Origin of the sequence: Thioalkalivibrio sp. ALMg11 (assembly GCF_000377905.1) — a bacterium.
In the GTDB taxonomy this organism is placed as follows: domain Bacteria; phylum Pseudomonadota; class Gammaproteobacteria; order Ectothiorhodospirales; family Ectothiorhodospiraceae; genus Thioalkalivibrio.
The window spans coordinates 58,990-71,457 of sequence record NZ_KB898876.1; the positions used below are offsets into that span (position 1 = coordinate 58,990).

13 protein-coding genes are annotated in these 12,468 nt (G+C 69.7%); all 13 read right to left on the reverse strand.

Going from position 1 to position 12,468, the window contains the following annotated elements; all coding sequences use genetic code 11:
• Positions 1–58: 58 nt before the first annotated feature.
• Positions 59–1,777, reverse strand: a complete 1,719-nt coding sequence (locus D578_RS0110995) for a complex I subunit 5 family protein (protein ID WP_018949993.1) — start codon at positions 1,775–1,777, stop codon at positions 59–61.
• Positions 1,774–3,294 (reverse strand): complex I subunit 5 family protein, encoded by a 1,521-nt coding sequence (locus tag D578_RS0111000; protein WP_018949994.1) that lies wholly within the window; start codon positions 3,292–3,294, stop codon positions 1,774–1,776. Before D578_RS0111000 ends, D578_RS0110995 begins: the two co-directional genes overlap by 4 nt.
• Positions 3,294–4,778, reverse strand: coding sequence for a complex I subunit 5 family protein (locus D578_RS0111005; protein WP_018949995.1), 1,485 nt, complete (start codon positions 4,776–4,778; stop codon positions 3,294–3,296). The genes D578_RS0111000 and D578_RS0111005 overlap by 1 nt, the downstream gene beginning before the upstream one ends.
• Positions 4,775–5,203 carry an NADH-quinone oxidoreductase subunit K gene (locus D578_RS0111010; protein WP_018949996.1) on the reverse strand — a complete coding sequence of 143 codons (429 nt, stop codon included), beginning with the start codon at positions 5,201–5,203 and terminating at the stop codon, positions 4,775–4,777. The genes D578_RS0111005 and D578_RS0111010 overlap by 4 nt, the downstream gene beginning before the upstream one ends.
• A complete protein-coding gene (locus D578_RS0111015; RefSeq protein ID WP_018949997.1) occupies positions 5,200–6,195 on the reverse strand; it encodes a hydrogenase subunit MbhD domain-containing protein in 996 nt (331 codons plus the stop codon). Before D578_RS0111015 ends, D578_RS0111010 begins: the two co-directional genes overlap by 4 nt.
• Positions 6,192–6,488, reverse strand: coding sequence for a monovalent cation/H(+) antiporter subunit G (locus D578_RS0111020; RefSeq protein ID WP_018949998.1), 297 nt, complete (start codon positions 6,486–6,488; stop codon positions 6,192–6,194). Before D578_RS0111020 ends, D578_RS0111015 begins: the two co-directional genes overlap by 4 nt.
• Positions 6,478–6,804 (reverse strand): monovalent cation/H+ antiporter complex subunit F, encoded by a 327-nt coding sequence (locus D578_RS0111025; RefSeq protein WP_018949999.1) that lies wholly within the window; start codon positions 6,802–6,804, stop codon positions 6,478–6,480. Before D578_RS0111025 ends, D578_RS0111020 begins: the two co-directional genes overlap by 11 nt.
• Entirely contained in the window at positions 6,801–7,364 is a 564-nt protein-coding gene (locus D578_RS0111030) for a Na+/H+ antiporter subunit E (protein ID WP_026289307.1), read from the reverse strand. Before D578_RS0111030 ends, D578_RS0111025 begins: the two co-directional genes overlap by 4 nt.
• 43 nt (positions 7,365–7,407) lie before the next feature.
• A complete protein-coding gene (locus tag D578_RS0111035) occupies positions 7,408–7,980 on the reverse strand; it encodes an invasion associated locus B family protein (RefSeq protein WP_018950001.1) in 573 nt (190 codons plus the stop codon).
• 120 nt (positions 7,981–8,100) lie between these two features.
• Positions 8,101–9,606: a glycosyltransferase family 39 protein gene (locus tag D578_RS0111040; RefSeq protein ID WP_018950002.1), complete on the reverse strand. Its 1,506-nt coding sequence runs from the start codon at positions 9,604–9,606 to the stop codon at positions 8,101–8,103.
• A complete protein-coding gene (locus D578_RS0111045; RefSeq protein WP_018950003.1) occupies positions 9,603–10,271 on the reverse strand; it encodes an HAD-IB family hydrolase in 669 nt (222 codons plus the stop codon). Before D578_RS0111045 ends, D578_RS0111040 begins: the two co-directional genes overlap by 4 nt.
• Before the next feature lie 2 nt (positions 10,272–10,273).
• Positions 10,274–11,026 (reverse strand): SDR family oxidoreductase, encoded by a 753-nt coding sequence (locus tag D578_RS0111050; protein ID WP_369772758.1) that lies wholly within the window; start codon positions 11,024–11,026, stop codon positions 10,274–10,276.
• A gap of 5 nt (positions 11,027–11,031) precedes the next feature.
• Positions 11,032–12,330 carry an FAD-binding oxidoreductase gene (locus tag D578_RS0111055; RefSeq protein ID WP_018950005.1) on the reverse strand — a complete coding sequence of 433 codons (1,299 nt, stop codon included), beginning with the start codon at positions 12,328–12,330 and terminating at the stop codon, positions 11,032–11,034.
• Positions 12,331–12,468 lie beyond the last annotated feature (138 nt).

Below are 12,468 nucleotides of genomic sequence, written 5' to 3' on the forward strand. Positions count from 1 at the left end.
GTGCAAGGCCGGCCCGGGATTTCCCCGGGCCGGCCTTTTTCGTGCCCGTGGTAGGGGGCTATCCGACCAGCAGCGTCAGGTAGAGCCCGAGCATCGCGGCGGAGAACAGCAGCCCGATGGTCTCCCATCGGGTCAGGACGCGTTCGGCGTCTTCCAGGCGCTGGCGCAGTTTCAGGCGCAGCACCCGCAGGCGTGCCGGCATCCGGCGCGGCCGGGGTGGTGGCAGGGCCAGGTTTCGGTGGGTACGGTGGGCGGCACTCCAGGCGGCCTCGGCCAGGACGGCCAGATCGCCCTCCGGCACGCGCGGGGTCTCGCGGTCGCGGATCAGGCGATAGGCGATACCGGCGAGGACGAGTCCGAGAACGACCGGCCACAACAGGGTCAGGCCATACAGGTCCCGTGGCTCGACGGGCAGGCCGTCGGGCCCTCCGACCAGGACCCCGAGCGGGAGCAGCAACGCCATCGGTGCAAGACTGCCCCAGGCCCACCATCGGTGCCGGTCGAGCCCATCGGCGGGTGTTTGCAGTCCGGCCTGCCAGCGCCAAAGGAAACGCAGCAGCAGCACGGTGGTGCCCGCCGCGGCGAGGGTCAGCAGCAACTCCGTATGTGCCAGCCAGCCGGGCAGCGCGTCGGGTGCCAGTGGGCCCTTTAGCGTGTTCTTGGCCAGCGCGCCGCTGGTGAAAGGCAGCCCGGCCAGGGCCAGGGCCGGTAACAGGGCGAACAGGACAAAGGCGGCGCGGGCCAGTGGCGTGGCCGGCCACTGGTGCTGCATGCCCGCCGTCAGGAACAGGGCCCCCTTCGCCAGCCCGTGATGAACGGCGTACAGCGTCACGGCGGCCAGCAGCCAGCCGCGTGCCTCCGGCAGCAACAGGGCCAGCCCGATGCCAACCGTCATCAGCCCCATCTGCGAGATGCTGGAGTAGGCGAGGATGGTCTTCGGCCGCACCTGCAGCACGCCGACCAGGACCCCGAGGAAGGCCGCCGCCAGGCCCAGCAGGACCAGGGTCTCGCCCAGCACCGCATGGCCGATGGCGTCAATCGGCAACAACCGCATCCAGCCCAGCAGCCCGGCCTTGATCATGGCCCCGGAGAGCACGGCGCTGGCCGGCACCGGGGCCGCCGGGTGGGCCAGGGGGAGCCAGAAGTGCAGCGGCAGGATGCCGGCCTTGATCCCCAGGCCCAGGACCAGCAGTACGAGGGCCCAGCCCTCGGGGCGGGCCGTCGCCATGGCCGCGAGGCTGGATTGCCCCGCGGCGTGGACGGCCAGGAGCAGGCCCGCGAGCAGCAACACCTCGCCCAGCACCGCAAGGATCAGGTACACCCGCCCGGCGCGCCACGCCTCTGGCTTCCCGGAGTGGACCACCAGCCCATAGGCGGAGAGGCTCATCAGGGAAAAGAACAGATAAAACGAAGCCGCGTCCTGCGCGAGAATCAGGCCCAGGTTGCCGGCGAGTGCCAGCAGCCAGAACACGTAAAAGCGCTCGCGTCGGGCGTCGTCATGCCGCTCGCCGAGGGCGAACAGCCCGGCCGCCAGCCACAGGCCCGCGGTCAGGGCCAGAAACGCCCGCCCGGTCGGGTCGACGGCCAGATGAGTCCCCATCAGCAGGCTATCGAAGGTTGCCTCCAGCCCGGTCGGGGCCAGCGCGGCGAGCAGCAGCCCGGGGAGTGCGGCCCAGGGCACGAGGCGGTTCAGCCGCACCTGCCCCGGGCGCAGGCCGATGAACACGGCCAGCAGCAGCGGCAGCAGCGGGACCGCGAGCAGGAGGGCGCCGCTCACAGCCCGAACTCCGGCAGGGAATAGTCGCGCCGTACGATTAGGCTGACCCAGCCCAGCGGGCTCAGCTCCAGCCCGGCGAACAGCCCGACCAGCAGACCCAGCGCGGCGGTGAAGACCACCGGAAACAGCAGCATCCAGTGGGTCTCGAAGCGGGTCGGCCCGGCCTGCGCCTGCAACGGTTCATGCCACGGCTCGCGGCGCTCGCCGAGCCATCCGCGGATCACCGGCGGCAGGAAATAGGCCGCGTTCAGCAGGCTGCTGAGGATCAGCACGCCGAGCACCCAGGGCATGCCGGCCTCCAGCGCCCCCAGCCCCAGGTGCCACTTGGTCACGAATCCTGCCAGCGGCGGCAGGCCGATCATGCCCAGCGCCCCCAGGGTGAAGGCGAGCATGGTCAGCGGCATGCGCCGGCCGACCCCGTCGAGCTCGCTGATGCGGTGGATGCCGAGGGTCTCGGCGAAGTTGCCCGCACAGAAGAACAGGGTGATCTTGGTGATGCCTTGATGAACCAGGTGCACCAGCCCGCCGATGATCCCCAGCGGCCCGGCGAGGGCCACGCCCAGGATGATGTAGGAGACCTGGCTGATGGTGGAGAAGGCCAGGCGCTGTTTCAGGTCGTCTGTGCGCAGGGCCTGGATGGAGGCGTAGACAATGGTGATCGCCGCCACCACCAGCAGCCCGGCGGTCAGACCCAGTTCGATCGCCAGCTCGGTCCCATACACGTCATTGACCACGCGGATGATGCCGAAGGCCCCGGCCTTGACCACGGCCACCGCGTGCAGCAACGCGCTGACCGGCGCCGGCGCGACCATCGCGATGGGTAGCCAGGAGTGCAGCGGCACCAACGCGGCCTTCACCCCGAAGCCGATCATCAGCAGCACGAAAAGGATCTGGAGGGTGGTGGCGTGTGTATCTGCGAGGCCGTCCAGGTACCCGCCCGGGGTGAAGCCCTCGGCACCCGCCAGGAGCGTGAGCCAGACGATGGCCGTGAACAGCACCAGCCCGCTGGTCAGGGTGTAGGCGAGATAGAGCCGGCCGGCGCGCAGCGCAGCCGGGGTGCCGCGGTGGACCACCAACGGCCAGGTCGCAAGCGTCAGAATCTCGTAAAAGATCAGGAAGGTGACCAGATTGCCCGACAGGGCGATGCCTACCGTGGCGCTGACGCACAGCGAGAAGAACCCGAAGAAGCGACTGCGCCGGGGCGATCCTTCCAGATACCCGATCGCGTAGATCGTGGTGACGAACCACAGCACCGCCGACAGGCTGGCGAACAGCAGTGACAACGAGTCCGCGGCCAGGACCAGATCGATACCCGGCATCAGCGGGAGGCTGAAATAGTACTCGTCGCCGCGTAGCACCCCGTCCAGCAGGACCGCGACCAGCGCCAGCTTGGTGCCGGCACCGCCCAGGTTGAGCGCGGTGCGCAGGCCCTGGCGATGCTCGGGCAGGAAAAAGATTGCGATACCCGGCCCGAGGGAGCTGAACAGGATCGCGAGCAGCAGCCAGCCGCCGTCCATCAGGGGGCCCCCGGCGTCAGTGCGAGCGTGTTCAGGGTCAGCGTGCCGGCCAGCCCGGCCAGCGCCGCGATCGTGGCCAGGCCCAGGGGAACCCAGTCCATCCACGGCGAGACCGTCTCGCCGGCATCTTCGCGTCCGCGGTGAAAGGTCGGGGCCACCATCCGCAATATGTAGGCCGCCGCCAGCAGGCCGCCGCCGGCGATCGCCAGCACCCACAGCACGCCGATCACGCTGCCGGCCAGTACGGTTCCCAGACCGGCCTCCAGCAGCAGGTACTTGGCGATGAAGCCGCCAGTGAACGGCAGCCCCATCAGGCTGACGCCGGCCAGCCCCAGGGCGAAGACCGTGCGCGGCCGCGCCCGCAGTACATCGCCGAGATCGGCCAGCCGATCATGCCCGGCGGCGTGCTGCAGCGTGCCGGCCGCCAGGAAGACCGAGGCCTTGGCCAGCGCGTGGACGACCGCGAAGAACACCACCACCCGCCAGGCACCCGGATCTACCAGCATCAGCGGGAAGGCCACCAGCAGATAACCGAACTGGGCCACGGTGGAATAGGCCACGATCGATTTGAGGCGGCCGGCGCGCAGGGCCTGCAGCGAGCCCCAGACCAGCGCCGCCACGCCCAGCATCCCGACGAGGATGCCGAAGGCCGGGGTGGCCAGCGGGGCGAACACGCCCATCCACAGACGCAGGATCAGGTAGAACGACCCGGTGACCACCAGCCCGGAGAGCACCGCGCTGACCGGCGCCGGGGCCGAACCGTGGGCCGGCGCCAGCCAGACATGCAGCGGGAACAGCGCAGCCTTGAGCATCAGCCCGGCGGTCATCAGCACGGCGGCCATGCGCTCGGTCGGGCCCGCCTCGGTGCGCGCCTCCAGCAGGACCAGGTCGAGGACCCCGTGCTCCCCGAACAGCAGCACCACCCCCATCAGGAAGCTCAGCGAGCCGAGGATGTTGACCAGCAGATAGCGCACCGCGCCGGAGACCGCGGCGGCCGTTCCGGTGAAGGCGACCAGCGCCACCGCCGACAGTGAGACCACCTCCAGCGTGATGTACAGGTTGAAGGCATCGCCGGAGAGAAACAGCATGTTCAGGCCGGCCCACAGCCAGAGCCACAACGGCCAGAATTGGCGCCGCTCGATGCGATCATGCACATAGCCCAGGCTGTAGAGGCTGGTCGCGAGCCCCACGACGGCCGTCAGCACCAGCAGGGTCATGGACAACCCGTCCAGATGCAGCATCAGGCCCAGCGGGGCCTCCCAGCCACCCAGCGCCACCCGCGTGGCGGCGGCCTCCGGATCCGGCCCTGCGTTCAGGAACAGCGCGCTCAGGCCCAGCACCCAGGCCGTGACCGCGAGCGCCCCCAGCAGGCCGATGCGATGGGCCTGGCGCGGCCAGGCCGTTGCCAGTATCGCCACCGCCAGTGACAGCGCGACTAGCCCGGCGATCGCCCCCGGGAGCAGCTCGGCATCGGCCGGGATCACGAGGGTCGATCCTCGCCGGAGGACGGATCGGCGGGGCTACCGTCGGCGTGATGCGTCTCGCGCGAGATGTCTTCCACCGGGACGTCGTCGTCCGGTGGGCCGGGGAGCATGACCGCGTGGCCGGTCAGTCGGGTCAGGTGTACCACCAGGGCGAGGGCGAAGGCGGTGGCGCTGACCGCAACCACAATGCCGGTCAGGGTCAGGGCCTGCGCAACCGGGTCCGGCGGTCCCTCGCCGCGGGCGGCCACGCCCAGCAGCACCATGAACACGCCCGAGCCCATGATGTTCAGGGCCAGGATACGCAGGACCAGATGGTGCCGGCGGATCAGGCCGTACAGCCCCAGGGCAAACAGGATGGCGCCAGCGGTGGGATACAGCAGGCCCGGTGCCAGCGTGTGAGCCAGCGTTTCGGCCAGGCCGTTCATGCGTCGTCCCCGGTCGGCCGTCCGGCCACGAACAGGGCCACCAGGGCCAGCGCGATGGATAGCGTAGCCGCGACCTCGATCAGGATGATCAGCGGGTAGGCCCAGGCCTCGGCGTAGCCGAGAAAGCCGTGCCCGGCCACGAGGCCGTACAGCCCCACCAGCAGGAACAGTGCAACCCCGCCGGTCAGGCCCAGGCGCAGCGGCGCGCCTGGCGCCATCGGCAGCTGGCGGGGCCGCGCCAGTACCAGCAGGATGCCGGCCGCGCCGAGGATGGCCCCGGCCTGAAAGGCGCCGCCGGGGGCGTGGCTCCCGGCCCACAACACGTACACCCCGGTGACGATCGCCACCGGGACCAGCAGGCGCAGGGTGCCGGGCAGGATTGGGCCCGGGGCCGGACGCGCCGGGATCAGGTCATGCCGCCCCAGCGACCACGCGCCCAGCAGCGCGATCAGCACGATCGCCAGCTCGAGGAAGGTGTCGTAGGCGCGGAAGTTCAGCAGCACCGCCGTGATCGGATGGTCGACACCGGAGACATCCATGTGCGCGTCCACTACCGGCTCCAGCCCGGTGGACTGCGGCTGGTGCCACAGCGCGGTGACCAGCAGGCCGCCGACCACCAGGGCAAAGGTCAAAGCGGGCAGGAAGGTCCGGCGTTCGGGCGGCGGGTCGTGCAGGGCGCGCAGCAGGGCATGCGGCCCGGTGGGATCGGGCGGGGGGGTATGCGGGCGGCCAGTGTGGCGCTCCGCCATGATGCTGCGCAGGCGTTCCAGCGTGACCAGCAGCAGGGCGCCGGTAATGCCCGCGCCGATCGCCGCCTCGGCCAGCGCGATGTCCGGGGCCTCCAGCCGCACCCAGGCCAGCGCCAGCAGTAAGCCAAAGGTGATGAATAGCACCACGGCCCGAAACAGGTCGGTACTGGCGAGGCAGCGCCAGGCAACCCCGACAATGCCGGCCAGCAGGACCAGGTCGAAGAGGACCAGCAGCCCGTTCATCGGTCCGACTCGAACTCCCCGTGGGTCCAGGTCCGTTGCGCGACCATGTGCGCGGCGGTAGTCCCTGCGGCCAGGACCAGCACCCAGATCAGCAGCAGCTTGAGGATGTCCGCCGGCCCGCTGGCCTGGAACATCAGCCCGAGCACCACCAGTCCAAGGCCGACGTTGTCGGCCTTGGTCAACGCATGCAGGCGTGAATAGACGTCAGGGAAGCGCAGCAGCCCGGCGGTGCCGGCTGCAAAGAAGACGAGCCCGACGAGGATCAGGATGATGGTCAGTGTGTTAGCGATCATCGTTCGATTCCCTTGATTCCGTGGACTCCGGGTTTCGCCGGTGGGTCGGGGTATCCGGGGGTTCCGGCAGGCCATGCTGGCGGACAAAGGCGACGGCGGCGACCACCGCCAGCAGCGCGAAGACCAGGGCTACGTCGATCAGGGCGGATTCCTCCAGGGTCATCGACAGCAATAGCAGGATCGTCACCCCGGTGGTGCCGAACAGCTGCGCGGCCAGCATGCGGTCCCCGGAACCCGGCCCGCGCAGCACGCGAATGAGACCCAGCAGGATGGTGCCCAGCAGGAATAGCGCTGCGGCCAGGTAGAAGACGCTCATGGGGCCTCACCGCTGCGCTTGTTGCGATGCTCGCGCGGGTCGTGGAAGGCGGCCCGGATGCGCTGTTCCAGGGCGATCAGCGCCGCCCGGGTGTCGGCCTCACGATCCAGCACATGCAGAGTCAGCAGCCGGCCCTCCAGCCGTATGCTGAGCGTGCCGGGCAGCAGACTCACGACCGCCATGAACAGGGTTAGTGGCGGACCATGGGAAAGCTCGGTTCGGTAGGTTACGAAGGCCGGGCGGATCGGCAGGCGCGGATCCAGGGCGCGGCGCGCAACATCCAGGCCGCCCAGGAACGAGTTGCGCAGAAAAAAGATCAGCAGGCCGGGCAGGGCGCGCAGGCGTAACGGGAGCGGCCGACCGGTCGGTAGCAGCAGGCTGGCGCTGCCGGCCAGGACGATCGCCAGCACGGCCAGCGGCTCGAGCAGGGCCTGGTGGCCCGCGAGCACCCACCACAGCAGCGCGGCCGCGGCCGCAGTCCCGATCGCCCGCCTGCCACGCGACCGCGCGCGGCCGGGGAAGCCGGGCCTCGGTTGCGAAGAGCGAGACGGGGGTGCCATCGAATCGCTGGCTGTCGGAGGTGTCGAGGCGATCCAGCCGCTCTTATCTCAGCTCGTTGCTGGCGTCGGTGAACCCCATCAAGGACACGTCAAAGACGAACGGTTGCTCCTGGTGCAGGGCGCGGAAGGCCACGGTCAGGGCTTGCCCGCCGCGGAGCGCACTCATCTGAGCGTCACTCAATTCGCGCCCGGCGACGCAGCCCTGCTGTACGCAGGTGACATAGCCGGCATCCATTTCCTCGCCCGCGTCATCGACCTGCATGCGGATACCGGGACGCAGATCCACGCCCAGCGGAACCAGCACCTCGATCACATGCTGGTCACCTTCGCGGCGGACGGTGGCCTGGAGGAACAGCCCCTGAGCCTGTTCGTCCTGAATCTCCAGGGTCTGCTGCATCTGGCAGCGCTCCCCGTTCTGGGTGTCGATGCAGGCGACCTCCCAGTCCTGATAGACCGTGGTCTCCGGTTCCTGCTGCTGCATGGGCTGCTGCGGCTGGCCGGGCTGCTCCATCTGCTGGGCCGTGGCCGGGGCGGCGAGGCCCGCGAGCAGCAGGGCAAGCAGGGCGATGGAGGGACCGCGGCGGACGCGGCGAACACACTGGATGGCCGTATGCATGAGTCGAGGTGTCTCCGGTATTGAAATGACGCCCCTACTCTAGCGCGCCAGGCAAGGCGGTGCCTCGAACCGGCTTCGGTTTCGGGGATGCAGTAGGCGCGCTTCCCTCCCGTCCGTCGGTCAGGGGGTGTAGCGTTCGACGAAGTCGCAGCGGCCCTCAGGCAGCCAGTCCGGGAAGTCGTAGTAGCGTGCGAGCACCGGCTCCAGGACCTGCTGGTGGTAGGCGGTGTAGTCGAAGCCGTGGCCCTCGGCGAGGGTCCACTCGACGCCGCGGATGGTGACCTCACGCACGCGGACCTGGTCGAAGAAGGGCTCCACGTGCGCCGGGTCCAGTTCGCCGCGGGTGGGCACGTACAGCAGGTTGGCCCCGTCCAGCGCGCGGAAGTCGGTGAGCAGGTCGTCCTGGCGCCCGTAGTGGGAGCCGGGGCCGAACACGCCGACTTCGCGCCCGGCGTAGTAGGCGAGCACTGCCGAGCGCGAGTAGCTGCGGGTGAACACCTGCCAGTCGGTGTCGTATCCGGCAACGACCTCGGCCACCGACTCCGGTGCGAGGTAGAACACCGCGTCGGCGTAGCGGTTCTGATCCTTGAGCCATTCCACCGGCATCAGCGCGATGGTCAGCAGGATGGCGGCGTGCAGCGCGGCAAGCCCGCCCGACATCCAGGCGCTGATGTTGAGGGCGCGCACCGTCAGGAACAGCGCCGGCAGCAACAGGAATGGGGCGAAGGCGGCCAGCCAGTGGAGGCCGATGCCCTTGAACGGGGCGAGCAGCGCGAACAGGGCCAGCGGGATCAGCCCGGCGGAGAGGAACACGCCCAGACGATGTTCGCGGATACCGGCGCCGAGCGCCCGCCATTGGCGGGCGTAGAACCACAGCAGCCAGGGCGTGAACAGATAGACCAGCAGGACCGCGTAGGTGAGTCCGTTGCCGGGGTCGAAACCGCCGTCGCCGTGCCGGTTCACGATGTTGAACATCACGTTGTACCAGCAGTTGCCCCAGTTCCAGTACAGGTTGAGGGCCACCGCCGGCAGCACGCCGAGGATGATCAGCAGGAGCCCGCGCCAGTGGTGCCGCGCGAACAGCAGGATGTGCAGCCCCAGTGCGATCCCCAGCAGCACCGCGAAGTATTTCGACAGGAACGCGAGGCCCAGGGCCAGCCCCGCAAGAAGGAAGAAGAGTGCGCGTCCGGTGCGCAGGGCGTACCAGGCCAGCCCCGTCGCCAGCAGGACGAACAGGATCAGCGGGGTGTCCGTCGCGGTGATCACCGCGATGAAGAACAGCGGCATGAACAGCGCCAGCAGCGAGACCAGGCGCGCCCGCACCGGATCGGTATGCCGCCACCAGGCAAAGATCGCCAGCGCCGGGGCCATGGAGACGAAGATCCCCAGTGCGCGGATGGCCAGTGGGTGGTCCGACAGCGCCAGGACCGCGCTCAGCCACCAGCCGATCATCGGCGGGTGGTCGTAGTAGCCGAGATCCGGGTTGCGGCCCCAGATCAGGAAATAGGCCTCGTCGCCGGTGATCGGCAGCGACCAGGCCATTAGCACCTTTACCAGCAATACGGCCAGCACGATCGCGCCGTAATGACGGGCGAGCCAGGGCCAGGAAGGCCGCTCGTGGTTCACTCGGGAATGCCCTCCCCGGCAGGTCCGTGAACCCGGTGGAAGCGGCCCCGGCGCAGCCGATAGCCGCTACGCGCAAGATCCAGCATCGGCTGGTCGGCGGCGCTGTCGCCGTAGGCCGCGACCAGATCCACGGGGGTCTCGGGGTCCAGCGTGGCCAGCCAGGCGGCGATCGCAGCCGGCTTGGCGGCGCCCCGGCAGTTGGTGCCATCCAGGCGCCCGGTGACGCGACCGGCGTCATCCACTGCCAGGCGCGAGCTGACTACGCCCTTGATGCCATGGCGCTCGGCCCAGGGCTGCAGCCAGACATCCAGGGAGGCGGAGACCAGCACGCAGTCATGGCCCGCGGCCTGATGGGCCTGTAGTGCGCGCATGCCTGCCGGCCGCACAAGACGATCCAGACGACGGTCGGCGAACTCGCGCCCCTTGGCCTGCAAATGAGCCAGGGTCTCGCCGCCCAGCATGCGGGTGAGCACGGCCTCTTTCGCGTCCTGGTTGGACAGCCGTTTCAGCGCCAGGCCGGTCAGGGCCGGGAGGCAGCTGGGCAGGCGGCGCAGGAACTCCGGCGTCCCCAGCGTATGACGCAGGAAGGGGAACAGGCTGTCGCGTCGGGTCAGTGTGCCGTCGAAATCAAACAGCACGATGCGCCGCGTGTCATCCGGATGCATGGCTACAGTTTGAGGCGTTTGAACAGGTACTCGGGGATCAGGCGGATGATGGTCATGATCACCCACCACTTGGCCGGCAGGTAGGCCACGTCACGCCCGCGGCGCATGGCCCGGACGATGCCGCGGGCGACCGTTTCGGGTTCGGCCCACAGGGCGCCGGCCCGGTTGAAGCCCTCGGTCATCGGGGTGCGCACGAAGCCGGGCTTGAGCGTGACCACGTCGACGCCGCTGAAGAACAGGCGGTTGCGCAGGCCCTGCAGGTAGGTGGCGAGCATGCCCTTGGCGGTGCCGTAGACATAGTTGCTCTGGCGCCCGCGATCACCGGCGACTGAGCCGATGGCGGCGATCACGCCACCCCCGCGGGCCTCGAAGTCCGGCGCGATGCGGGCGAGCAGGGCGATGGCGCTGGTGCCGTTCACGTGGATCGCCTCCAGGGTTTCGTCCACCGAGGCGTTGCAGGCGGCCTGGTCGGGCAGGGTGCCCCAGGCGAGCAGCGCGCTGTCCACCTCGCCCAGGGCCTCCTGCGCCTGTTGCCAGATCGCCGCGTGGCCGTCGATGTCCGCGAGATCCGCGGTTGCGCCGAGGATGCGGGCGCCGTCGGGGTCGTCGGCGCGCACCCGCAGGTCGGCCAGCAGGGCCTCCAGGGCCTCGCCGTCGCGGGCCACGCAGAACAGCCGCGCGCCGGTGTCGACAAGATCGCGTGCCACGGCGGCCGCGATGGCCGAGGTGGCACCAAAGAGGACAACGTTTTTCATGGGGTTCATGCAGTCACCCTGCGCCAGAAGCCGGAGGAAAATTCGGGGTCCACATACTCGGCGAAGGCCTCCCAGCGGGGGAACCCCTGACGGAAGACGTCGGCCGGCATGCGTGCGTCCTTCGCAGGGTACAGGGCACCGCCGGCCTCCTGCACGATCGCGTCCAGGCGCGCGAACAGGCGTTCGGTGTCGCGGCCCTTTTCCGGGAAGTCCAGCGCGAGCGTGGCGCCGGGACGCGGGAAGGACAGCATGCCCGGGGCGGGGCGGGCCCCGAAGGTCTTGAGTACGGCGAGAAACGAGCCCTGGCCGCTGGCGGCGATCGCATCCAGCAGGGCCTGTACGCCGTCCTTCGCATCCGTCGGCGGCAGCACGCACTGGTACTGATAGAAACCGTTGTGGCCGTAGATCCGGTTCCAGTGGCGGATCGCATCCAGCGGGAACAACCAGGGCAGGTGATGGACCGCGCGCGGGGTCGCGTGTACCGGCTGGCGGTAATAGACGTGGTTGAACGCGCGCAGGGTCAGGCGGTTGACCAGCGAGACCGGCGGGTCCAGCGGGATGCTGCGGCGGCGTTCGTGCCAGGCGTCCTTGCGCGGGGCGGTGGTGGCATGGCGCGCGCCGCCGTAGATGCCACGCCCGACCCGGCCGTTCGCTCCCGGGTTCAGGCAGTCGATCCAGGCCACGGTGTAGGGCCACTCGCGCTCGGACTGGGCGTTCAGCTCCCAGAACGCGTCCAGCGAGTCGAAGCGCTGCGACCAGGCGCGCATCCAGGCGCTGCGTATCGGCGCCAGTTGCAGAGTCACGGTTTCGATCAGCCCTGTCAGCCCCAGGCCGCCGACGGTCGCGGCGAACCAGTCGGGGGTGGTCTCGGGGGTGATCTCCAGCACTTGGCCATCGGAGCGGCGCAGGGTCAGGGCGCGCACGTGGTCGCCGAAGCTGCCGGCCTGATGGTGGTTCTTGCCGTGCACGTCGTTGGCGACCGCCCCGCCCAGGGTGACAAAACGCGTGCCGGGTACCACCGGCGGGAACCAGCCGCGTGGCACGGCAAAGTGCAGCAGCGCGTCCAGCGACAGGCCGGCCTCGGCCGTGAGCTCTCCGGTGGCGGCGTCGAAGGCCACGAAGCGATCCAGCCCCGGGGTGTGCAGCAGGGATGCCTCCGGGTTCAGGCAGACGTCTCCGTAGCTGCGCCCCAGGCCGTGGGCGAGCAGCGGTCGCGGCACATCGGGCAGGGCCCGCCCGCGGCGATCCAGGGTGACCTCGGCGGCATGTTCTACCCGCGGGATGCGGTTCCAGCTGGCGGTCATGCCCTGGCCTCCATGCGCCCAATGCCCCCGTCATTGTGAGGCCCCGCAGGGGCCGTGGCACAAAAGCGCGGAGCGCGTTGAACGGCCGCAGGCCGGCCCGAAGGGCGAGCGCAGCGAGTCATCGCCGCCTCATGCCCC

Excerpts from the sequence above, each read along its gene's own strand:
- D578_RS0111030 (WP_026289307.1), bottom strand. The coding sequence starts at position 7,364 with ATGGCACCCCCGTCTCGCTCTTCGCAACCGAGGCCCGGCTTCCCCGGC.
- D578_RS0111035 (WP_018950001.1), bottom strand. The coding sequence starts at position 7,980 with ATGCATACGGCCATCCAGTGTGTTCGCCGCGTCCGCCGCGGTCCCTCC.
- D578_RS0111025 (WP_018949999.1), bottom strand. The coding sequence starts at position 6,804 with ATGAGCGTCTTCTACCTGGCCGCAGCGCTATTCCTGCTGGGCACCATC.
- D578_RS0111010 (WP_018949996.1), bottom strand. The coding sequence starts at position 5,203 with ATGAACGGCCTGGCCGAAACGCTGGCTCACACGCTGGCACCGGGCCTG.
- D578_RS0111045 (WP_018950003.1), bottom strand. The coding sequence starts at position 10,271 with ATGCATCCGGATGACACGCGGCGCATCGTGCTGTTTGATTTCGACGGC.
- D578_RS0111050 (WP_369772758.1), bottom strand. The coding sequence starts at position 11,026 with ATGAAAAACGTTGTCCTCTTTGGTGCCACCTCGGCCATCGCGGCCGCC.
- D578_RS0111020 (WP_018949998.1), bottom strand. The coding sequence starts at position 6,488 with ATGATCGCTAACACACTGACCATCATCCTGATCCTCGTCGGGCTCGTC.
- D578_RS0111055 (WP_018950005.1), bottom strand. The coding sequence starts at position 12,330 with ATGACCGCCAGCTGGAACCGCATCCCGCGGGTAGAACATGCCGCCGAG.
- D578_RS0111000 (WP_018949994.1), bottom strand. The coding sequence starts at position 3,294 with ATGGACGGCGGCTGGCTGCTGCTCGCGATCCTGTTCAGCTCCCTCGGG.
- D578_RS0111015 (WP_018949997.1), bottom strand. The coding sequence starts at position 6,195 with ATGAACGGGCTGCTGGTCCTCTTCGACCTGGTCCTGCTGGCCGGCATT.